Annotated in this window: 19 protein-coding genes; 4 read left to right on the forward strand and 15 right to left on the reverse strand. The window is 74.8% G+C overall.

The genetic code is table 11. The features are described 5' to 3' along the window. Positions 1-26 precede the first annotated feature (26 nt). From ACIBIW_RS22310 to ACIBIW_RS22330, 5 genes are all read right to left on the reverse strand, one after another. Positions 27-1,025, reverse strand: a complete 999-nt coding sequence (locus tag ACIBIW_RS22310) for a TIGR03842 family LLM class F420-dependent oxidoreductase (protein ID WP_399338702.1) — start codon at positions 1,023-1,025, stop codon at positions 27-29. Between the two features lie 20 nt (positions 1,026-1,045). Continuing rightward, positions 1,046-2,464: a dihydropyrimidinase gene (gene hydA, locus ACIBIW_RS22315; RefSeq protein ID WP_399338704.1), complete on the reverse strand. Its 1,419-nt coding sequence runs from the start codon at positions 2,462-2,464 to the stop codon at positions 1,046-1,048. A 93-nt stretch (positions 2,465-2,557) separates the two neighbouring features. After that, positions 2,558-3,850: an aspartate aminotransferase family protein gene (locus ACIBIW_RS22320; protein ID WP_399338705.1), complete on the reverse strand. Its 1,293-nt coding sequence runs from the start codon at positions 3,848-3,850 to the stop codon at positions 2,558-2,560. Further along, positions 3,847-4,689 carry a nitrilase-related carbon-nitrogen hydrolase gene (locus ACIBIW_RS22325; RefSeq protein ID WP_399338706.1) on the reverse strand — a complete coding sequence of 281 codons (843 nt, stop codon included), beginning with the start codon at positions 4,687-4,689 and terminating at the stop codon, positions 3,847-3,849. The genes ACIBIW_RS22320 and ACIBIW_RS22325 overlap by 4 nt, the downstream gene beginning before the upstream one ends. Positions 4,690-4,903: 214 nt before the next feature. Further along, positions 4,904-5,161, reverse strand: a complete 258-nt coding sequence (locus ACIBIW_RS22330) for a helix-turn-helix domain-containing protein (RefSeq protein ID WP_399338707.1) — start codon at positions 5,159-5,161, stop codon at positions 4,904-4,906. Between the two features lie 32 nt (positions 5,162-5,193). On the opposite strand from ACIBIW_RS22330, the gene map reads away from it, so the two are divergent. Next, the gene (gene map, locus ACIBIW_RS22335; protein ID WP_399338708.1) at positions 5,194-5,961 is read left to right on the forward strand and encodes a type I methionyl aminopeptidase; all 768 of its coding nucleotides are present in this window, start codon (positions 5,194-5,196) and stop codon (positions 5,959-5,961) included. Here the strand turns inward: map and ACIBIW_RS22340 are convergent. After that, positions 5,924-6,358 carry a MerR family transcriptional regulator gene (locus tag ACIBIW_RS22340; RefSeq protein WP_399338709.1) on the reverse strand — a complete coding sequence of 145 codons (435 nt, stop codon included), beginning with the start codon at positions 6,356-6,358 and terminating at the stop codon, positions 5,924-5,926. The two genes, map and ACIBIW_RS22340, sit on opposite strands and share 38 nt — an antisense overlap. Positions 6,359-6,494: 136 nt before the next feature. Here ACIBIW_RS22340 and ACIBIW_RS22345 point away from each other — a divergent pair, with 136 nt between their 5' ends. Further along, positions 6,495-7,568, forward strand: coding sequence for an alkene reductase (locus ACIBIW_RS22345; protein ID WP_399338710.1), 1,074 nt, complete (start codon positions 6,495-6,497; stop codon positions 7,566-7,568). A gap of 144 nt (positions 7,569-7,712) precedes the next feature. Next, positions 7,713-8,720, forward strand: coding sequence for an aldo/keto reductase (locus ACIBIW_RS22350; RefSeq protein WP_399338711.1), 1,008 nt, complete (start codon positions 7,713-7,715; stop codon positions 8,718-8,720). Positions 8,721-8,788: 68 nt separating this feature from the next. Here the strand turns inward: ACIBIW_RS22350 and ggt are convergent, their stop codons facing one another. Beyond that, entirely contained in the window at positions 8,789-10,588 is a 1,800-nt protein-coding gene (ggt, locus tag ACIBIW_RS22355; protein WP_399338712.1) for a gamma-glutamyltransferase, read from the reverse strand. A gap of 134 nt (positions 10,589-10,722) precedes the next feature. Here ggt and ACIBIW_RS22360 point away from each other — a divergent pair, with 134 nt between their 5' ends. After that, entirely contained in the window at positions 10,723-11,472 is a 750-nt protein-coding gene (locus tag ACIBIW_RS22360) for a hypothetical protein (RefSeq protein ID WP_399338713.1), read from the forward strand. A gap of 206 nt (positions 11,473-11,678) precedes the next feature. On the opposite strand, the gene ACIBIW_RS22365 is transcribed toward ACIBIW_RS22360, so the two are convergent. The 8 genes from ACIBIW_RS22365 to ACIBIW_RS22400 all read right to left on the reverse strand — a co-directional run bounded on the left by ACIBIW_RS22365 (position 11,679) and on the right by ACIBIW_RS22400 (position 21,628). After that, positions 11,679-12,116 carry a DUF6278 family protein gene (locus ACIBIW_RS22365; RefSeq protein WP_399338714.1) on the reverse strand — a complete coding sequence of 146 codons (438 nt, stop codon included), beginning with the start codon at positions 12,114-12,116 and terminating at the stop codon, positions 11,679-11,681. A gap of 114 nt (positions 12,117-12,230) precedes the next feature. Next, positions 12,231-13,010 (reverse strand): exodeoxyribonuclease III, encoded by a 780-nt coding sequence (locus ACIBIW_RS22370; RefSeq protein ID WP_399338715.1) that lies wholly within the window; start codon positions 13,008-13,010, stop codon positions 12,231-12,233. Between the two features lie 39 nt (positions 13,011-13,049). Beyond that, positions 13,050-13,682, reverse strand: coding sequence for an MBL fold metallo-hydrolase (locus ACIBIW_RS22375; RefSeq protein ID WP_399338716.1), 633 nt, complete (start codon positions 13,680-13,682; stop codon positions 13,050-13,052). A 40-nt stretch (positions 13,683-13,722) separates the two neighbouring features. Next, complete coding sequence (locus ACIBIW_RS22380; RefSeq protein ID WP_399338717.1) at positions 13,723-15,123, reverse strand: alpha/beta fold hydrolase; 1,401 nt, start codon at positions 15,121-15,123, stop codon at positions 13,723-13,725. Between the two features lie 171 nt (positions 15,124-15,294). Beyond that, on the reverse strand, positions 15,295-16,911 hold the full coding sequence (locus tag ACIBIW_RS22385) for an SWIM zinc finger family protein (protein WP_399338718.1): 1,617 nt from the start codon (positions 16,909-16,911) through the stop codon (positions 15,295-15,297). Further along, entirely contained in the window at positions 16,908-19,784 is a 2,877-nt protein-coding gene (locus ACIBIW_RS22390) for an SNF2-related protein (RefSeq protein WP_399338719.1), read from the reverse strand. The genes ACIBIW_RS22385 and ACIBIW_RS22390 overlap by 4 nt, the downstream gene beginning before the upstream one ends. Positions 19,785-19,883: 99 nt before the next feature. Then, positions 19,884-20,468 carry a sugar kinase gene (locus ACIBIW_RS22395; protein WP_399338720.1) on the reverse strand — a complete coding sequence of 195 codons (585 nt, stop codon included), beginning with the start codon at positions 20,466-20,468 and terminating at the stop codon, positions 19,884-19,886. After that, positions 20,465-21,628, reverse strand: a complete 1,164-nt coding sequence (locus ACIBIW_RS22400; RefSeq protein WP_399338721.1) for an ROK family glucokinase — start codon at positions 21,626-21,628, stop codon at positions 20,465-20,467. Before ACIBIW_RS22400 ends, ACIBIW_RS22395 begins: the two co-directional genes overlap by 4 nt. Positions 21,629-21,801: the final 173 nt, after the last annotated feature.

A 21,801-nucleotide genomic window follows, 5' to 3' on the forward strand; every position in this document is an offset into this window, starting at 1 on the left:
CTCGGGCGCGGCGGGGAGCGCGTGGCTCAGGCCAGGGCGGGGGCGACCTTCTCGCCGTAGGCGTCGACGACCTTCTCGCGCGCGTCGTGCATGGCGTACACGGCGAACTGGTCGACGCCGAGCGCGCGCAGCTCGGCGAGCCTGTCGAGGTGTGCGGAGACCGGCCCGAGCAGGCAGAAGCGGTCCACGATCTCGTCGGGCACGAAGGCGGTGTCGGGGTTGCCCGCGCGGCCGTGGTGCGCGTAGTCGTACCCCTTGCGGGCGGCGACGTACGAGGTGAGTTCCGCGGGGACGGCCGCGGAGTGCGGCCCGTAGCGTGCCACCAGGTCGGCGACGTGGTTGCCGACCATGCCGCCGAACCAGCGGCACTGCTCCCTGGCGTGCGCCAGGTCGTCACCGACGTACGCGGGCGCCGCCACGCACACCGTGAGCGACGCGGGGTCGCGGCCCGCCGCCTCGGCCGCCGTGCGGAAGCCCCTGACCATCCACTCGACCAGGTAGGGGTCGGCGAGTTGGAGGATGAGCCCGTCGGCGCGCTGCCCGGCGAGCGCGAGCGCCCTGGGGCCGTACGCGGCCATCCACACCGGGAGTCTTCCGTCACGCACCCAGGGCAGTCTGAGCCGCTGCCCGTCCACCTCGGCCTCGCGGCCCTCGGCGAGGTCCCTGATGGCGTCGATGGCCTCGCCGAGCCTGGCGAGCGTGGTGGGCGGGCGGCCCGCGACCCTGAGCGCCGAGTCGCCGCGGCCGATGCCGCACACCGTGCGGTTGCCGTACATCTCGCCGAGGGTGGCGAAGGTGGACGCGGTCACCTCCCAACTGCGGGTGGCCGGGTTGGTCACCATGGGGCCGACGACGAGCCTGCTGGTGTGGTCGAGGACGCGGCTGTGCACCACGAACGGCTCCTGCCACAGCACGGCGGAGTCGAAGGTCCAGCCGTGTGTGAAGCCCTGCTGTTCGGCGCGCCGCATCAGTTCGACGACGGCGGAGCCCGGTGGGTCGGTCTGGAGGACGAGTCCGAGGTCCATGGGAGTGCTCCGTTCCGGGGTCAGCCGCCCGCTGGGTGGTCCAGATACTGGCACAGGCCGCGCGGTGTGAACCTGCCGTGCCCCGCGCGGCCCTTGAACTCCCGCTGGTCGAGGATGACTTCGCCGCGGGAGAGCACGGTGTCCACGCGGCCGGCCAGCTCCCTGCCCTCGTAGGCCGAGTAGTCCACGTTCATGTGGTGGGTGGCCGCCGACACGGTCTGGACGGCGGTGGGGTCGTACAGGACGATGTCGGCGTCGGCGCCGGGAGCGATGGTGCCCTTCTTCGGGTAGAGGCCGAACATCCTGGCGGGCGCGGCGCAGGCGATGTCGATCCAGCGGCGGCGGGTGAGGTGCCCGTCGACGACGGCCTGGTGCAGCAGGTCCATGCGGTTCTCCACGCCCGGCATGCCGTTGGGGATCTTCGAGAAGTCGCCCCTGCCGAGGTCCTTCTGCCCGCTGAAGCAGAACGGGCAGTGGTCGGTGGAGACCACCTGGAGGTCGTCGGTGCGCAGTCCGCGCCACAGGGCCGCCTGGTGCTCGCGGGGCCGCAGCGGTGTGGAGCAGACGTACTTGGCGCCCTCGAAGCCGGGTTCCGCGAGGTTGTCGGTGGACAGGAAGAGGTACTGCGGGCAGGTCTCGCCGAACACCGGCAGGCCGTGGTCCCTGGCGGTGGCGATCTCGGCGAGCGCTTCGTCGGCCGAGACGTGCACGACGTACAGGGGGGCGCCCGCGACCCTGGCGAGCTGGATCGCGCGGTGGGTGGCCTCGGCCTCCAGCAGCACCTTGCGCACCTCGCCGTGGTGGCGCGGGTCGCGCTCGCCGCGGGCGAGTGCCTGTTCCACCAGGACGTCGATGGCGAGCCCGTTCTCGGCGTGCATCATGGCGAGGCCGCCGTTGCCCGCGGCGCGCTGCATGGCGCGCAGGATTCTGCCGTCGTCGCTGTAGAAGACGCCCGGGTAGGCCATGAACATCTTGAACGAGGTGACGCCCTCGTCCACGAGGAGGTCCATCTCCTTCAGGGTGTCCTCGTTGACGTCGGCGAGGATCATATGGAAGCCGTAGTCGACGGCGCAGTTGCCCTCGGCCTTGGCGTGCCAGGCGTCCAGGCCCTCGCGCAGGGTGTGCCCGACGCTCTGCACCACGAAGTCCACGATGGTGGTGGTGCCGCCCCAGGCGGCGGCCCTGGTGCCGGTCTCGAAGGTGTCGGAGGCGTAGGTGCCGCCGAACGGCATCTCCATGTGGGTGTGCCCGTCGACGCCGCCGGGGATCACGTACTTCCCCGTGGCGTCGAGGACGGTCTCGGCCGACCAGCCCTCGGCGACGGCGCTGCCCTTCTCGGCCAGGGCCACCACGCGGCCGTCCTCGACGAGCACGTCGGTGTAGGACTCGTCGGCCGCGGTGACAAGCAGGCCGTTGCGGATGAGTGTGCGGGGTGGCATGGGCGGACTCCTCGGGGTTCGGCGTTGCTCGAACGCGGGTGTGCCGTGGCGGGCCCGCGGGACGCAGGGCGGCGCCGTGGCGGGCCCGCGGGGTCAGCCGCCCGCCGTGGCGCGCAGCGCCTGCGCCAGTGCCGCCGCGCCCTCGCGGGCCTCCTGCGCCGTGAGGGTCAGCGGCGGCGCGACGCGCAGCACGCTGGTGTCGTGGCCCCCGCCCTTGCCGATCAGGACGCCCGCCGCCCTGGCGGCTTCGAGCGCGGCGGACGCCGCGGCCTGGTCGGGTTCGAGGGTGCCGGGGCGCACCAGCTCCACGCCGAGCATCAGGCCACGGCCGCGCACCTCCCGCACCCCGGGCAGATCGGCGCAGGCGGCGGTCAGTTGCTCGCGGAGCAGGGCGCCGACGGTGCGGGCGTTCGCCATCAGGTCGTGGTCGAGGAGGTACGTGAGGTTGGCGAGGCCCGCGGCCATGGTGACCGGGGAGCCGCCGAAGGTGGAGATGGAGTTGGCGTCGAGGCCGTTCATGATCTCGGCGCGGGCCACCACGCCGCCGATGGACATGCCGTTGCCGATGCCCTTGGCGAAGGTCAGCAGGTCCGGCGGGCCGCTCTCGGCGTGCGCCTGCCAGCCCCAGAAGTGGTCGCCCGTGCGGCCCCAGCCGGTCTGCACCTCGTCGGTGATCCAGAGGATGCCGTGCTCGTCGAGCACCTCGCGGAACGCGGCGTACAGGCCGTCGGGGGGCGAGGTGAAGCCGCCGACGCCCTGGACCGGCTCGGCGATCAGCGCGGCGACGCCCGGCCTCGTCTGGCCGAGGACGTCCCGGAGGTCGGCCACGCAGGCGGCGGTGAAGTCGGCGTCGGAGAGGTGGGCGAACGGGCCCCGGGTGCGCACCCCGCCGTGCACGTAGTGGGTGGCGAGCGGGGAGAGGCTGGTGGGCGACCAGCCCTTGTTGCCGGTGATGCCCACGGCGCTGAAGGAGCGGCCGTGGTAGCTGTTGCGCATGGCGAGGATCTGGTTGGAGCGGCGGTGTGCGGTGGCGAGGAGCAGCGCGGCGTCGTTGGCCTCGGTGCCCGAGGTGGTGAAGAAGACCCGGGCGTCGGGGATGCCGGACAGCTCCGCGATCCGCTCGGCCAGCTCCACCATGGGGCGGTTGAGGTAGAGCGTGGAGGAGTGGATGATCCGGCCGGCCTGCTCGCTGACGGCCTTGGTGACCTCGGGCAGCGCGTGCGCGGTCATGGTGGTGAGGATGCCGCCGAAGAGGTCGAGGTAGCGGTTGCCCGCGGCGTCCCAGACGTGGCGGCCCTCGCCGCGCACGATCTCGATCGGCTCGTCGTAGTAGAGCGCCAGCCAGTCGGGCAGGACGGCGCGGTGCCTGTCGTGGAGGCCGCTCACGGCTTCACCAGCCCCTCATAGGCGTCGGGCCTGCGGTCGCGGTAGAACGCCCACTGGTGGCGGACCTCCTCGATGAGGTCGAAGTCGAGGTCGCGCACGAGCAGTTCCTCCTGGGTGTCGCTCGCCGCGTCGCCGACGAGCTGTCCGCGGGGGTCGACGAAGTAGCTGGTGCCGTAGAAGTCGTTGTCGCCGTACTCCTCGCGGCCGACGCGGTTGATGGCGGCGATGAAGTACTCGTTGGCGACGGCCGCCGCGGGCTGTTCGAGCTGCCAGAGGTACGAGGACAGGCCCCGGGAGGTGGCGGAGGGGTTGAACACGAGCTGCGCACCGGCGAGTCCGAGCGCGCGCCAGCCCTCGGGGAAGTGCCGGTCGTAGCAGATGTACACGCCGATGCGGCCGACCGCGGTGTCGAAGACGGGCCAGCCCGCGTTGCCGGGGCGGAAGTAGAACTTCTCCCAGAAGCCGGGCAGTTGCGGGATGTGGTGCTTGCGGTAGGTGCCGAGGACGGTGCCGTCGGCGTCGATCACGGCGGCGGTGTTGTAGTAGAAGCCGGGGCCCTCGGCCTCGTAGACGGGCGCGACGACGACCATCCCGGTCTCCCGCGCGAGGTCGCGCATCCGGCCGATGGTGGGCCCGTCGGGCACCGGCTCCGCCCAGCGGTAGTGCTGGGGCTCCTGCACCTGGCAGAAGTACGGGGCGTTGAAGACCTCTTGGAAGCCGATCACCCGGGCGCCCTGCCGGGCGGCGGCGCGGGCGTGCTCCTCGTGCTTGGCGATCATGGATTCGGTGTCGCCCGTCCAGGTGGCCTGGACGAGCGCGGCACGGACGACGTTGGCCATGGGCTGGCTCCCTCGACGGAACGTCAGTGTTTCTACGCACGTAGAGGCGGCGGCGTAGAGCCCGAACGTAAGCCCCGATCTTTCGCGGGGCAAGACCATCGCCGTGAACGGGCCGAGTCGATCATGTTTCACCCGGCCGGTCCCCCGAAGCCGTCCCGCGCAAACCCGCGGCGGCGGTCCGAAGCTGCCGCAGCCGCCGTGCGGGGCGCGGGTGTCAGCCGGCGAGCGGCAGCGGTGCGCAGTGTCCCGCGAGGTCGTCGAGGGAGAGGCCGAGGGCCGAGGCGAGCGCCGCCACCGTGAAGAACGCGGGGGTCGGGGCGCGCCCCGTCTCGATCTTGCGCAGGGTCTCGGCGGAGATTCCGGCGACGGAGGCGACCTCGGCCATGCTGCGGCCGCCGCGCGCGGTGCGCAGCAGCCCGCCGAGCCGTTCGCCGCGCTCGCGCTCTTCTGGAGTCAGGGGGGTACGGACCATGACGTCATTCTAATACCGGTATAGTAATTGCCATGGTCGAACTCAAGACGGAAACCTCCCTCGACGCGATGCGGGAGGCGGGACGGGTCGTGGCGCGGGCGCTGGCCGCCGTGCGGGCCGCGGCGGCGGTGGGGGTCTCCCTGCTCGAACTGGACACGGTGGCGCGCGGCGTGCTGCGGGACGCCGGGGCGGCCTCGCCCTTCCTCGGCTACCACCCGTCGTTCGCGCCGACGCCCTACCCCGCCACCCTCTGCGTCTCGGTAAACGACGCCATCGTGCACGGCATCCCCGACGGCTACCGGCTGCGCGACGGCGACCTGGTCTCCGCCGACTTCGGCGCGATCCTGGACGGCTGGGTCGGTGACTCGGCGATCAGCTTCACGGTCGGCGCCGCGCGCCCCGAGGACACCCTGCTGATCGAGACCGCCGAGCGCGCCCTCGCGGCCGGTATCGCCGCGGCGGTGCCCGGCAACCGCATCGGCGACATCGCACACGCGGTCGGCACGGTCTGCCGCGCCGCCGGGTACGGCATCCCCGACGGGTTCGGCGGGCACGGCGTGGGCCGCAGCATGCACGAGGACCCCTCGGTGCCCAACGAGGGCAGGCCGGGCCGCGGGATGCCGCTGCGCCCCGGGATGGCACTCGCGATCGAGCCGATGCTGATCGCCTCGGGCGCCGACGGCTACCACCCGGCGCCGGACGGCTGGACCCTCGTGACGGACGACGGCAGCCGCGCCGCCCACGCCGAGCACACGGTGGCGATCACCGAGCGGGGACCGCGGGTGCTGACGGCGCTGTGACACAGCCCGCCGGGAGCGGCCCCGGCGGCTCCGGCGCCCGCTGGGTCTCGCGGTAGGCGCGGGCCGTGCCGATCAGCACGTCGAGCGCGTCCCTGGTCCGAGCCAGCTCCGCGATGTGCCCGGAGAGCCGGTCGCGCTCCTGCGCCATCCGCTCAAGGGCCGCGGTGGAGTTGGCCTCGCTCGGCGCGTAGGCGCAGGGCAGCAGCTCCGCGATGGTGCGGCTCGACAGGCCCGCGTTCAGCAGCCGCTGGATGAACAGCACCCGCTCGACGTCGTGCTCCCCGTACCGGCGCTGGCCGCCCACGCTGCGGGCGCTGGTGAGCAGCCGCTGCTCCTCGTAGTAGCGCAGCGACCTGACGCTGACCCCGGTCCGCGCCGCGACCTCCCCGATCCGCATCGCCCACTCCTCGCTCCGCCCGGGCTGTGACCTGCCGCACAGGACCCGCTCCGGGCTTGCCTCTCACATCGATGTCAGGTTCTAGCGTAGCCGCCGTGCCCGAGATCCGGGCACGGGAACGGCGAGGAGTCCTGCGATGACGGACCTGCTCAGCAGCTACCGGTTCGGCGACCTGGTGCTGCCCAACCGCGTGGTGATGGCCCCGATGACCCGGGTGCGCGCCACCGCCGACGGCCTGCCGACCCCGCTCATGGCGGCGTACTACGCACAGCGGGCCACGGCGGGGCTGATCGTCTCGGAGGGCGTGCAGCCGAACCGGGTCGGCCAGTCCAACCCGAACACCCCCGGTCTGCACACCGAGGAACAGGTCGCCGCCTGGCGCCCGGTGACCGACGCGGTGCACACCAGCGGCGGGCGGATCTTCGCCCAGATCATGCACGGCGGCCGGGTCTCGCACCCCGACACCACGGGCCTGCGCCCGGTCGGCCCCTCCGCGGTCGCCGCCGTCGGCGACGTGTTCACACCGGGCGGCCCGCGCCCCGCGCCGGTGCCGCGCGCGCTGGAGACCGCGGAGGTGCCGGGACAGGCGGGGTCGTACGGCGAGGCGGCGCGGCGCGCCGTCGAGGCGGGCTTCGACGGGGTGGAGCTGCACGGCGCCAACGGCTACCTCATCTCCCAGTTCCTCTCGTCCAACGCCAACCTGCGCACCGACCGCTACGGGGGCTCGGTCGCGGGCCGCATCCGCTTCGCCGTGGAGGCGGCGGCGGCCACCGTCGACGCGGTCGGCGGCGACAGGACGGGCATCAGGCTCTCCCCCGGCGGCACCTTCTGGGGCGTCGCGGAGGACGACGTGCCGACGCTGTACGCGGCGCTACTGCCGGAGCTGGCCAGGGCCGGGGTGGGATACGTCCATCTGGAGGCGACCTCGGACGAGACGGTGCTGACCGCCCTGCGCCGCGCCTGGCCCCGGACGCTGATCGTGAACCCGACGCTGCCCATGGGCCCAAAGCAGACGGGGCGCGAGGACGCCGACCGCTGGCTCGGCCTGGGCGCCGACCTCGTCAGCTTCGGCCGCGCCTTCATCGCCAACCCCGACCTCGTCGAGCGGCTGCGCACCGGCCTGCCGCCGGCCCCCGTCGACGAGTCCACGTACTACCAGGGCGGCGCGGCGGGCTATCTGACCTACCCGGCGTACCAGCACGTGGCCTGACGCTGCGGGGCACCGACGGCGCACGGTGGGGCCGTTTGCATGTCCTCGGGTGGGGACATACTCTGTCCTCAGGTGCGGACATCCAGGTTTCCGCACCTGGGGAGGCATCCCCACCACCCCACGTCACCGCGAGAAGGTCCACCCATGCCCATTCCCCAGCGCACCCTCGGCTCCCGGGGGCCCGCCGTCGGCGCCGTCGGCTTCGGAGCGATGAGCTTCGCCCAGCCCTACGGCCAGACCTCGGAGCACACCACCGACGACAGCGCCGACGCGCTGCTCGGCCGCGCCCTCGACCTCGGCGTCACCCTCGTCGACACCGCCGACCTCTACGGCGAGAGCGAGGAGATCATCGGACGGGTCGTCGCGGGCCGCCGCGACCGGCTGACCATCGCCACCAAGTTCGGCATCGTGCGGGGCGTGACCGAGGAGGGCCCGCCGGTCATCAACGGGCGGCCGGAGTACGTGCGCGAGCGTGTCGAGCGCTCCCTCACCCGGCTCGGCACCGACCACATCGACCTCTACTACCAGCACCGCGTCGACCCCGACACCCCCATCGAGGAGACCGTCGGGGCCATGGCGGAGCTGGTGAAGGAGGGCAAGGTGCGCCACCTCGGGCTCAGCGAGGCCGCCGCCGACACCATCAGGCGCGCCCACGCCGTCCACCCCATCAGCGCGGTGCAGACCGAGTGGTCGCTGTGGTCCCGGGACATCGAGGACGAGGTATTCCCGCTCTGCCGCGAGCTGGGCATCGGCGTCGTGCCCTACAGCCCGCTGGGGCGCGGCATGCTCACCGGCAGCATCACCTCGTACGACGACCTGCCGGAGAACGACTACCGGCGCCACATGCCCCGCTTCGCCCGTGAGGTGTTCGAGGCCAACCTCGCCGCCGTGCAGACGGTGCGGGAGATCGCCGCCGGGCACGGTGCGGCGCCGGGGCAGGTCGCCCTGGCCTGGCTGCTCGCCAAGGCGCCCGACGTCGTCCCGATCCCCGGCACCCTGCACGTGTCCCGCCTTGAGGAGAACGCGCGCGCGGCCGAACTCGCCCTCACGGACGGCGAGATCGCCCGGCTCGACGCCCTCACCGCGAAGGGCGAGCGGGAGACGGAGCTGGGCCACAACTGGTCCTACGGCACCACCCCGCCCCGGAGCTGAGCCGGGGCCCGGGGCCGCGGCGGACGCCCGCCCGCCGCGGCCCGGGGCGCGGTGCCGGCCGACCGCGGTCAGCGGCCGGGGCGCACCACCATCGCGGAGCCGCCGCCGCGGCGCTGCGGCTCGGCCGCCGCGAGCCAGCGGCCGTCGGGCAGGCGCTGGACGCCGGTGGCGGCGCCGATCTCCGGAATCTCGGTGAAGTGCTGCCCGAGCGCTTCGAGACGGGCACGCTCCGGGCTGTCGTAGAGCGCGGGCTCCAACTCCGTGGCCGCCGCGTTGCGCTGGCTGGCGCGGGGCGCGCCGATCGCGTCGACCAGCGGCAGGCCCCGGTCGAGGAACCCGGTGAGGGTCTGGAGCACGGTGGTGATGATGGACGCGCCGCCGGGCGAGCCGAGCGCGACGACCGGCTCGCCGTGCCGGTCGAGCACGATGGTCGGGGAGATCGAGGAGCGCGGCCGCTTGCCGGGGCCCGGCAGGTTGGGGTCGGGCACCTTCGGGTCGGCGGGCGCGAAGGAGAAGTCGGTCAGCTCGTTGTTGAGCAGGAACCCGCGCCCCGGCACCACCATGCCGCTGCCGCCGGTCTGCTCGATGGTGAGCGTGTAGGCGACGACGTTGCCCCACTTGTCCGCCACCGTCAGATGCGTGGTGTCCAGGCCCTCGTAGGGGGTCGCGGTGCCCCGTCCCCGCGCCGCGCAGCCGCCCGGGTGGCGGGGGTCGCCAGGGGCGAGCGGGCTGGTGAGCGCGGAGTCGTCGGAGATGAGGCAGGCGCGCGAGTCCGCGAAGCGCTGGGAGAGCAGCCCGCGCTGCGGTACGTCCTCGAACGCCGGGTCGCCGACCCAGCGGCCCCGGTCGGCGAACGCGATCCGGCTCGCCTCGATGGAGTGGTGCAGGTACTGCGTCCTGGACATCCGGGACAGGTCGCTGTCCTCCAGGATGTTCAGCGCCTCCCCGACGGTGGTGCCGCCGGAGGACGAGGGCGCGATGGAGTACACGTCGAGGCCCCGGTACGCGGTCCTCGTCGGGTCCTGGATCTTCGTGCGGTACGCGGCCAGGTCGCGGGTGGAGAGGTCGCCCGGACGGGCGTCGTAGTCCGTATCAGGGTCGAGCGGGGGCTCGTTGACCGTCTTCACGATGTCCTCGGCGAGCCGCCCGTGGTAGAGCGCGCCCATGCCCTCGCGGGCGAGCAGGGCGTAACTGCGGGCCAGGTCGGGATTCTTCAACGTGCTGCCGACGGCGGGCAGTTCGCCGCCCGGCAGGAACAGGTCCGCGGTGGCGGGGAAGTTCCTGAACCGCTCCTCGTTGTCCGCGGTCTGCTGGCGGAAGGTGTCGTCGACGGTGAAGCCGTCCCTGGCCAGTCGCTGCGCGGGCTTCAGCACGCTGCCGAGGCCCCGGGTGCCCCAGGTCTTCAGCGCGGTCTCCCAGGTGGCGGGGGTGCCGGGGGTGCCGACGCTGAGCCCGCTGGTGACGGCGTCGTCGAACGGCAGCGGCTCGCCGTCTTCGAGGAACAGGCCCTCGTCCGCGGTGCGGGGCGCGGTCTCCCGGCCGTCGATGGTGTGGACCCGGTGGGTGCGGGCGTCGTAGTAGACGAAGTAGCCACCGCCGCCGAGGCCCGCCGAGTAGGGCTCGGTGACGCCGAGCGCGGCGGCGGTGGCGACGGCCGCGTCGACCGCGTTGCCGCCGCGGCGCAGCACCTCGATCCCGGCCGCGGACGCGTCCGCGTCCACGCTGGAGACCGCGCCCCCGTACCCGGCGGCGACCGGCGTCTTCGCCGGCGGGGCGTCCCGCGCGGTGGCGGGCGGGGCGACGGTGAGCGAGAGTGCGGCGGTCGCCGCCGCGAGCAGCGCGAGCCCTCTGATGTCCTTCGGACGCATGCGGCCTCCAGTGCCATGGGGGACTCGGAAGCGTAGCGATGCCGGCGGCGTTCCGTCAGCTCACCTGCCCGGCGGGCGGGGTACGTTCGACCGGCGGGCCCGCGGACGCGTGGGACCGGCTAGCATGCGCGCCCATGACTGACGACGTGCGTACCATCGTCCTGGTCGCGGTCGCGGCCGTGGTCTTCGCCGTGCTGGGCTGGTACGTGAGAACGTATCTCTGGCGCCGCAGACTCCGCCGCAGGCAGGCGTTCTTCGGGCTGCCGGAGAACTCCGAGACCCTGCTCGTGGTGAACCGCGAGGCGAGCGGGCCCGAGCTGTCCGTGACCCGGCACGACGTGCTGGCGCTGCTCGAACTCGCCCCGCTGATCAAGGAGTGCGGCGCCCACGCCCAGATCGTCGCGCACGACGGGGCACAGCAGGGCTTCGGCGAGCGCACCGAGTTCTGCGTCGGAGGCCCGGCGGTGAACCGGCGCCTCGCCGCCCATATGCACTCCATGCTGCCCGGGGTGCGCATCAACACCGAGCCGGAGCCGGGGCCCGACCGCAGCGCCTTCCAGATAGGCGGCGAGCGGTACCGCATGGAGCCGGGCAAGACCGAGTACGTGCTGCTGGCCCGGCTGACGGCGGAGCAGGCGCACGGGGACCGGCCGGTGTTCCTCTTCTGTAGCCAGCGCGCCATCGGGAACCCCGCCGCCACCCGGTACCTCGCGGTGAACCACGAGCGTCTCGCGCGCAAGCACGGCGCGAACTCCTTCGTGCTGTTGCTGCGCGTGGTCAACTCGGGGGCGTACGGGCCCGATGTGGTGGAGCTGGTCGCGGATGTCACCAAGGCGGCGCACACTCCCCTGCCCCCACCCCGCAACTCCCATCGCGCCGCCTGACGTTCCGGCGTGCAGCTGACCTTCTGCCCGGGTGGCCGGCCACCCTCGCGGGCGCCGTGGTGCGGGCAGTGATCTCCGGCTGCCATGCCGGTCCGGTCCCCTTTTCGGCCGGTTTGGGCAACCTATCGGGAGCGGCGACGCTGCGGGAGCGCCGACACGCGCCAGGCACCCACCCGGGGCGACGCCGATGCCGGGCGGTGGGCGTGTCACGCCTCGGCGGCCTCCGCGTACACCCGGGACAGCTCGGGCGAGCCGCCGACCGCCCAGTCGAGGCCCGCCTCGACCACCTGGATCTCGCGCCCCGAGGCGAGCCGCACCACGGGCTGCCCGGCCGGCCAGACGTGCCAGCCCGCGCCCGGCACGGTGCGCACGATCACGGTGCCGAGGTAGAGGCCCGCGTCGTTGCCGAGCCAGGGCAGGGTCTCGGGGTCGTCGCGCCAGCGCGGCAGCAGTTGGTCGAGCGCCGTCAGCGACGCGGCCGAGTCGTCGAGCACCACCCCGGAGGCGGACGCCTGGGAGCGCAGCAGATCGCACTCGGCGAACAGCTCGGCCACCCCCTCCGGATCGTCGGCGAACGCGGCCGCCATGACCGCGCCCGGCTCCGCCTGCCGCCTGCGCCACTTGTCCAGGAAAGGGATGTTCATCCGTCAAGCGTGGCACCGGGTGGGCCCCCGGGGCCACAGGCGCGCGCCGCTCGCCGCACTCTCCCCCGTGCGGTGGCGCCGCCCGCGGGGCGGCCGGTGGCGCCGCCGGTGGCGCTAGACGTCCAGGTCGACGACGATCGGCGCGTGGTCGGACGCGCCCTTGCCCTTGCGCTCCTCGCGGTCCACGTACGCGTCGGAGACCGCCTTCGCGAAGGGCGCGTTGCCGTATACGAGGTCGATGCGCATGCCGCGGTTCTTGGGGAAGCCGAGCTGGCGGTAGTCCCAGTACGTGAAGGGGTGGTCGTACTTGAGCGGGCGCGGGACGACGTCGCTGAGGCCGGTCTCCCTGAGCGAGGTGAGGGCGGCGCGCTCGGCCGGGGTGACATGGGTGGCGCCCTCGAAGGCGGCGCGGTCCCAGACGTCCTCGTCGGTGGGGGCGACGTTGTAGTCGCCGAGGACGGCGAAGGGGCGGGAGCCCCCCGCGTCGCCCAGGACGGCGGTGCGGAGGGCTTCGAGCCACTGGAGCTTGTAGGCGTAGTGGGGGTGGTCGACCTCGCGGCCGTTGGGCACGTAGACCGACCAGACGCGGACCTGGCCGCAGGTCGCCGAGACGGCGCGGGGCTCCTGGACGCCGTCGTACTCCGGTCCGCCCGGCAGTCCTCGCACCACGTCGGCGAGGCCGACGCGGGAGAGCACCGCCACGCCGTTCCACCTGCCGGTGGCGTGGACCGCGCTCTCGTAGCCCGCCTCGCGGAGCTGGTCGGCGGGGAACTGCTCGGCGGTGGTCTTGACCTCCTGGAGGCAGAGCACGTCGGTGCCGCTGCTCTCCAGCCAGGCCAGCAGCCTCGGCAGCCGGCTGGTGATCGAGTTCACGTTCCAGGTCGCGATGCGCATGCCGTCCAACCTACCCGGCGGGTCCGACAGCGCCCCCGGTCACACCCGGGCGCCGTCGCCGGGCGCGAGCCGCAGGTGCTCGGCGCCGCCGAGGCCGCCGACCTGCCGGTCGTAGACGGGCCTCGCGAGGTCGCTGAGGAGCACGTCGTGGATGTCGTACGCGCGCTGGGGGCGCACCTCGCGCACGTAGTCGATGACCTCCGAGATCTTGTTCCAGGGCGCGTGCACCGGCAGCAGCAGCGTCTCCACCGGCACCCCGGGCACGGTGAAGGCGTCGCCGGGGTGGAAGACGCGTCCCCCGACGAGGTAGCCGACGTTGGTGATGCGGGGGATGTCGGGGTGGATCACGGCGTGCAGCTCGCCGTGGACCTGGACGTCGAAGCCCGCGGCGGTGAAGGTGTCGCCGCCGCCGACGGTGTGCACCCGGCCCGGGTAGGCCCCGGCGAGCTGGTCGGCGACGGAGCGCAGGGTCCAGACCTCGACGGCGGGGTCGGCGTCGAGGGCGGCGCGGACCCTGCCCTCGTCGAAGTGGTCGGGGTGCTCGTGGGTGATCAGCACCGCGTCGGCGCCCACGGCGGCGTCGGTCTCGCTGAAGCCGCCCGGGTCGATGACGAGGACGCGGCCGTCCTTCTCGACGCGGACACAGGAGTGGGTCTTCTTCGTCAGATGCATGATCCCATCCTGCCCCCCGGGGGCCGCGGCCGCGGCGGTGTCAGTCCTGGGGGGTGGTCTCCTCGGCGATGACGGCCTGGGCGACCGCGAAGGCCCTGCGGGCCGCGGGCAGTCCGCAGTGCACGGCGGTCTGGAGCAGCACCTCCTTGACCTCCTGCGGGGAGAGGCCGCCGCGCAGCGCGGCCCTGGTGTGCGCGGCCAGCTCCTCGAAGTGGCCGCCCGCGGTGAGCGCGGTGAGCGCCACGGCGCTGCGCAGCCGCCGGTCGAGCCCGGGGCGCTGCCAGACCTCGCCGAACTCGTAGCGGGTGCCGAAGTCCTGGAGGGCGTCGGTGAACTCGTCGGCCGTCGCGATCTCGCGGTCGACATGGGCGTCGCCGAGGACGTCGCGGCGGACCCTGAGGCCCCGGGCGTGGGTGTCCTCGGCGGTGATCACCTGGGTCTCGGCCATCGGCGCGATCTCGGCGGCCGGTACGGCGCGGGGCGCGGGCGCGGACGGCTCGACGAGGGCGGGGGCGGGGGGCGCGATCGGGGAGGCGGGGGCCGCGGGCGCGGTCTGGCCGAGGGGCGTCGAGGGCCCGACGGGGACGGTGGGGGCCTGCGGCGGCACGGGCGTGGTGAGGACGGCGGGGATGGCGATGTGCGCGGTGCCGGGGTCGGCGGGGGCCCAGGAGCCGGAGAAGTGGCGCACCAGCAGGTCGGTGACGGCGCCCGGCTGCTCCACGGGCGCGAGGTGGGAGGCGCCGGGCACCAGCGCGAGACGCGCGTCGTGGATGCCCGCGACGAGGGTGCGGGCCTGCCCGGGGCCCGTCACCTGGTCCTCGGAGCCGACGAGCACCAGGGTGGGCACCGTGATGCCGACCAGGTCCTCCCGCAGGTCGAAGGTGGCGAGCGCCTCGCAGGCGGCGATGTAGCAGCCGGGGTCGGTGGTGCGCACCATCTGTACGGCCCACTCGGTGATGGCGGGCTGCTGGGCGGCGAAGCCGGGCGTGAACCACTGCTCGGGCGCGGTACGCGCGATGGGATCGAGGCCCTTGGCGCGGACCACGACGCCGCGCTGGCGGTACTCGTCGGCGGTGCCGAACCGGGGCGAAGAGGAGATCAGCGCGAGCGAGGCGACCCGGTGCGGATGGCGCAGCGCCAGCTCGGCGCCGACGGCGCCGCCGAGGGCGCAGCCCACGTAGCCGAAGCGCTGGACGCCGAGCCCGTCGAGGGTGACGAGGAGCCGGGCGGCCAGCTCGGGCACCGAGTCGGCGGGGTGGGCGGGGGCGCCGCCGTGCCCCGGCAGGTCGTATCTGAGCACCCGCCACTCGCTGCTCAGCTCGGGTATCTGGCGATCCCACATGTGCCAGGTGGTGCCGAGGGAGGGGCCGAGGACGAGGACGGGGGCGTCGTCCGGGCCGTCGCAGCGGTACTGGAGGGCGGGGGTCGTGGTCTCACTCACCCGGCCCACGCTAACCACCGCCGCCCCGGAGGTCACATGTGGTCCCCCGCCTTCACGACTTTCCCCCTTTACCTGCGCGCCTCGGCTCACAACGGACCGAGCGGACGCCCGGCACCCGCCCGGCGCCCTCCGTGTCCCGCCCGCAGCGGTACGAATGCCGCTCTTCTGCCGCTATGCCGACCCTGGGCCGTCGTCCCCGCGGGGCGGACGCGCCGCGGTGGCGCTCGCGAGGGCGTCCAGGGGGTCGGTCGCGGGGGCGCCGCGTGGCCACCACTCGTCGTGTCCCGGCTCGGACTCGTACGCGTACCAGAGGTGGTCGCGGCCCAGGCGGAGCTGGAGGTGGCCCGCGGGGTGGGTGAGGTGGTTGTGCCGGGGGCGGAAGGCGGGCAGACCGGCGGCGAGCAGCGCGGGGCGCGCCCGGTCGAAGCGGCCCGCGGGCGGGTCCCAGGGCTCTTCGAGGACGTCGAGGCCCGCCGCGCCGCCCTGCCGCCAGGCCGCGACGGCGCGGGCCAGCTCCACGGGGTCGCGTTCGGCCGCGGCGGCCAGGGACGCGTACAGGCCGCGGCCCGCCGCGGTGAGCCCCGAGCCGGGGCGCGCGGCGGCGATCCTGACCGCGTCCTGCCAGAGGGTGAGCCCTTCCAGCGGGTCGACGCCCGCGGTGAGCAGCGCGTGCGCCCGGGCCGCCGCGTCGGTGGCGAGCTGGTCGAGGGCGAACGGGTCGGGTCCTCCGGGCGTCGCCGGGTATCCGGGCGGGCGCCCGGGGGCGTGCGGCGCGGGCAGCGGGGGCGGCAGCGCTGCGGGCCGCCTGGCCAGGGCCTCGTCGGCGGGCAGCGAGGGGAAGGCGGCGGGTTTCGCGGCGGCGCGGGCCGCTCCGGCGGCGCTGCGGCGGGCGAGGGCGTCGAGCACCTGGCGCTCGGCCCTGCCGCGCATCGCGAGCAGCACGAACGGGTCCTCGTCGAGGAGCCCGGCCGTCTCGTAGCAGAGCGCCGCCGCGTGCTTGCAGGGGCGGCCCTGGTCGGGGCAACTGCACCGGGGGTCGAGGTCGCCGGGGCCCGGCAGCAGCGGGGTGCGCCCCTCGGCGAGCGAGTGCGGCATGTCCCGGTCGAGGAGGGCGGCGAGCTGGGCGGGGTCGTCGGCCGCGGCGTCGAGGAAGCGGTCCCAGGCCGCGTCGGAGAGAGTGCGCACGCGCAGCTCGGTGCGGTACGGGCGGGGGCGGCCGCCCTGTACGTACGCCAGCACCCGGCCGGGGGTGACGTTGACGGTGCCGACCCGGCCGCCTTCCGCGTAGGCGCGCCCGCGCGCCAGCCGCGCGGGGTCGAGCGCGCCGGTCTCCAGGGCGCGTACCCAGGCGCCGCCCCACCAGGTGCGCGCGGCGCCGACGGGCGCGGCGGGCTCCTCGGCCGCCCGCGCGGGCGCGGCACGGGGGGCGTGCGGGTCGTCCGCCTCCGGGGCGGGTACGGGCGCCGGGGGCGCGGGCGGCGCGGCGGGCGCGTCCGGTGCCGGGGTGTCGTGGGCGGCGGGGGTGCGGGGGCGCGCGGCGGGGGCGGGCCTGGGCGGGGTCCTGCGGGAGCGCGCTTCCTCAAGGGCGAGGCGCGCGGCCTCGGAGGCGCGGCCGCGCGCGGGGCGCGGGGCGTCCTCGGGGGCGTCGGGCGCGGCGGGCTCCGGCTGCTGCTCGTCCGCGGCGCGGCGGCGGGCGGCCAGCGCCTCGTGCAGGGCGCGGCGCGCGGCGTCGGACGGGCGGCGGGCGCCTGGGGCACCCGGGGCGCCCGGGGACTCGGCCGGGCTCATTCGGGCCTCCTGAGCGAGACCAGGTCGGCCAGTTCGCGGTCGGTCAGCTCGGTGAGCGGGGCGTCGCCGCCGCCGAGCACCGCGTCGGCGAGGGCGCGCTTGGTGTCGATCAGCTCCGCGATCCGGTCCTCCACGGTGCCCTCGGTGATCAGCCGGTGCACCTGGACCGGGTGGGTCTGGCCGATGCGGTACGCGCGGTCGGTGGCCTGGTCCTCGACCGCCGGGTTCCACCAGCGGTCGAAGTGGACGACATGGCCCGCCCTGGTGAGGTTCAGACCGGTGCCGGCGGCCTTGAGGGAGAGCACCAGGACGGGCAGCGAGCCGTCCTGGAAGCGGTCGACGAGGCGCTCGCGCTCGGGGACCGGGGTGCCGCCGTGCAGCAGGCCCACGGGGACGGCCCGTCCTGCGAGGTGCCCGGCGAGCAGCCTGGCCATGCGCGCGTACTGGGTGAAGACGAGGGTGGAGCCCTCCTCGGCGAGGACGGTGTCGAGCAGTTCGTCGAGGAGGTCGAGCTTGCCAGAGCGGCCGGTGAGGCGGGGCTCCGCCGCGGGCTCTGCGGGTTCCTTGAGGAAGAGCGCCGGATGGTCGCAGATCTGCTTGAGGGAGGTGAGGAGCTTCAGCACCAGGCCGCGGCGGGCGATGCCGCGCGCGTCCTCGATGGCGCCCATGGCCTCCCGCACCACGGCCTCGTAGAGCCCGGCCTGCTCGCGGGTGAGGGGGACGGGGTGGTCGCTCTCGGTCTTGGGGGGCAGCTCGGGCACGATGCCGGGGTCGGACTTGCGGCGGCGCAGCAGGAACGGGCGCACCAGGCGGGCGAGCCGTGCCACCGCCTCCGGGTCGGGCGGGATGTCCTCGGCGGTCTGCCCCTCGACGCCGCGCGCGTGCCGGGAGCGGAACGCCTTGAGGGGGCCGAGCAGTCCTGGGGTGGTCCAGTCGAGCAGGGCCCACAGCTCGGAGAGGTTGTTCTCGACGGGGGTGCCGGTGAGGGCGACGCGGGCGGGCGCGGGGAGGGTGCGCAGGGCCTTGGCGGTGGCGGAGTGCGGGTTCTTGATGTGCTGGGCCTCGTCGGCGACGACCATGCCCCAGGGGTGCTCGGCGAGCGCGGGCGCCGAGTGCCGCAGGGTGCCGTAGGTCGTGAGGACGAAGCCGCCCCTGGTGCCCTCCAGGTCGCGCTGTGCGCCGTGGTGGCGGCGGACGGGGACGCCGGGGGCGAAGCGGGTGATCTCCCGCTGCCAGTTGCCCAGCAGGGAGGCGGGGCAGACCACGAGGGTGGGCTCGGGGCGCGCGCGGCGCAGATGGAGCGCGATCAGGGTGACGGTCTTGCCCAGGCCCATGTCGTCGGCGAGGCAGCCGCCGAGGCCGAGCGAGGTCATCAGGTCGAGCCAGGCGAGGCCGTGGAGCTGGTAGTCCCGGAGGGTGGCGGCGAGGCCCCGCGGCGGCTCGACGGGGGTGATGCCCGCGGTGAGCCGGTCGCGGAGGGCGGCGAGCGCGCCGACCGGGACCACCTCGACGCTCTCGCCGTCCACCTCGGCGCTGCCGGTGAGGGCGTGGGCGAGGGCGTCGACCGGGTCGAGCAGGCCGAGGTCGCGGTGGCGTGCCCTGCGCACCAGCGCGGGGTCGACGGGCACCCAGCGGTCGCGCAGCCGCACCACGGGCCTGTGGGCCTCGGCGAGCCGGTCCATTTCGGCGTCGCTCAGCTCCTCGCCGCCGAGCGCGAGCTGCCAGCGGAACTCAAGGACGGTGTCGCTGTCGAAGAAGGAGCCCTCGGCGGCGGAGCCTGGCGCGGGGCGCACGACGGCGGCCGCCGACAGGTCGAGCGCGAGGTCGCGCGGCCAGTGCACGGCGACGCCCGCCGCGGTGAGGCGGGGCGCGGCGGGGCCGAGGAGGTCGGACAGCTCGCCCTCGGAGAGCGCGAGCACGTCGGGTACGGGCCGCTCGGCGAGGCGGGCGAGCGGGGGCCAGACCCGCGCGGCCCTGCGCACCGCGAGCGCCGCGTCCACGGTGGCGCGGGGGCCGAAGGCGGGGTCCGCGGTGCCCGCCCAGAGCGCGGCGGCGTCGGTGAGCAGGGTGGGGTCGGCGAGGGAGTGGACCTGGACGACGGCGGTGGCGGCGGCGCGGGTCTCCTTGCCGTCGCCCGCGGGGGTGTCGCGCTCGAAGGCGCGGCTCGCGGAGAGGTCGAGCCTGAGCGAGACGGCGACGCCGACGTCGGCTCCCGCGGCGACCTCGGCGGCCCACGCGCGCGCCCCGGGCAGCCGCTGGGGCCCGGCGGCGGCGAAGGGGGCGCCGACGGCGTGCCGCCCCGCGGGGGTGCGGGGCAGGGTGTCGGCGACGGCGTCGGCGAACGCGCGCACCAGGGCCTCGGGGTCCGGCACCGCGCGCGGTCCGTGGCCGTCGCCGAGCGGGGTCGCGAAGCCCTCGGGGGGCAGGGCGGCGGCGATGGCGCGGAGCTGGGCGATGTCGTCGGCGGCGAGCGGGCCCGCGCGCCAGGCGTCGAGGCCGTCGGGGGTGAGTCCGGGCAGCAGCCTGCCGCGCGCGACGAGGTGCACCGCGTGCAGTGCGGCGGCGGCCCAGCAGGCGGTGGCGGGGTGTGCCGCGGGGTCGTGCCGCGCGCGTACCAGCAGCGGCAGGGCCGCGGCGAGGGGCAGCCGCAGGGCGGGGACCTCGGCGGGCGGCGCGGCGGGCTCCCGCAGCAGGGTCAGCTCGCCGCGCGGCCCCGGGGGCAGCGGGCCGCCGCCGGGGTCCCAGAAGGCGACGGCGGAGGCGCGGGGCAGCGGGGCGGGCAGGAAGACGGCGGCGAGCCGGGGCGGCACGGCGGCGGGCGCGTCGCGGGCGGTGCGGGCGTCCCGGCGTGCGGGCGCGAGCGGCGTGCTCATGGCGTGTGCCACCTCCCTCCCGTCGTGTGAGCCGGTCGCCTCCGACTCTACGGGTGGGGTCCGACAACGCCCCCCGGGGCCGCCCGCCGCCCCGGGGCGTCAGGGGGTGGTCTCGGAGACCACGTAGACCTGGGGGTACTTGGGGTTGGCGCGGTTGACCACGACGGTCTGGGTGGGCTGGGGGTCGGGCTTGGAGTGGACGAGGCCCGACCACTCGCCGGTGCCGCTGAAGTCCCAGTGGGCGATTTTGCGGTCGCGCGCGGTGACGGGCAGCTTGCCGGGCTTGAGGTCGTCGACGCCGGCGCCCATGAAGTGCAGGAACGACGCGAGGCCCTTGTTCGTGGTGAGGAACTGGACGTAGAGCCTGCTGGTCTTCCAGTTGTTGGTCTCGTAGGAGGAGATCGCCGCGTGCTCCCTGGGGACGGGGATGTTGTAGAGGCGGCGCTGGACCCGGGTGGGGGAGCCCGCGCTCATCCCGGTGGCGGAGTAGCGGTCCTCCTTGTCCTTGCCGCTGTCCCTGCTCTGGTTCGCGGAGATCACGAGGTAGCCGGCGGGCACCCCGATCAGCAGCACGATGATCACCAGGGTGAGGGTGCGGCGGCGGATCTTGTGTCGGCGGCCCTCGGCGGCCGGCGGCTCCGGGTCCTGCTGCGTCACGGGCGCGGCCTGTTCTGCGGTGTTCATCCCTTGGTCCCGGTTCCCTGGGTGGTACGGGCGGTGCGGCGGGCCTCGGCGAAGCGCTCGTACCGCTCGTAGCGCTCGACCCGGCGGCGGTTGGCGCGCCTGAACCGCCTGGCCACCAGGCGGGCCAGGTCGGCGGCGCCCACCATGCCCGCGTCCGGGCCGAGCTGGGCGCGGGCCACGCGGGCCTCGGGGCGGTAGCCCCGTCCCGTCAGATGGCGGCGGAAGGCGTCCCTCGCGGGGTCGATCAGCAGGTCGTCGGCGGCGCTGACGCCGCCGCCGATGACGAAGCAGGACGGGTCGAGGGCGGCGGCCAGGTTGGCGATGCCGACGCCGAGCCACTGGCCGATGTCCTGGAGCAGTTCCACGCACATCGCGTCGCCCTCGCGGGCCAGTTCCGTGATGAGCGGGCCCGTGATGTCGGAGACGTTGCCGCCGACCCGGTCGATGATGTTGTACGCGACCGGGGAGTCGGCGGCGGCCAGCTCGCGGGCCTCGCGCACCAGCGCGTTGCCCGAGCTGTACTGCTCCCAGCAGCCGCGGTTGCCGCAGGGGCAGCGGTGGCCGCTGGGCACCACCTGCATGTGCCCGAACTCCCCGGCGACGCCGAAGGTGCCCCGCTTGACCTGTCCTTCGGCGAGGATGGCGCCGCCGATGCCGGTGCCGAGCGTGATCATGACGAGGTGGTCCTCGCCGCGTCCCGCGCCGAAGCGCCACTCGGCCCAGGCGGCGGCGTTGGCGTCGTTGTCCACCATGACGGGGACGGCGAGGCGCCCGGAGAGGCGGTCGCGCAGGGGCTCGTTGCGCCAGGAGAGGTGGGGGGCGAAGAGGACCCGGTTGCGGTCGGCGTCGATCCAGCCGGCGGCGCCGATGCCGACGGCGTGCACGTCGTGGCGGTCCGAGAGATCGAGCACCAGCTCGACGATGGTGTCCTCGACCACCTTGGGACTCTTCGACTTGTCCGGGGTCTCGGTGCGTACCTTCTCCAGGATGTGCCCGTCGGCGTCGACGACGCCCGCCATCACCTTCGTACCGCCGATGTCTATGCCGACGGTGGGGACGCGGGGGGCCGTCAGATGGGAACGGCGCTCGCGCGTGCCGACGGTCCGCAGGACGGTGGCCCGTGCGGAGCCGCGGTGCGCGAAATCGCGGTAGGTGCTCACCGCCCCGATTCTGCCTCACCACCCCCTCCCCCCGCAGACCCCACCCGATGCCCGCGGCATCTCTCCACGCCGCTCCCCTCTCCTGTGCTTTCGCGGCAGGTCGGGGGGTACGGGCGGTTGGTGGGCTTTTGGGTCCCGGCCGTGGACGCGCACGCGCGCGTGACGACCGTACG

It is taken from the genome of Streptomyces sp. NPDC050560 (genome assembly GCF_044457285.1).
Taxonomy (GTDB): domain Bacteria; phylum Actinomycetota; class Actinomycetes; order Streptomycetales; family Streptomycetaceae; genus Streptomyces.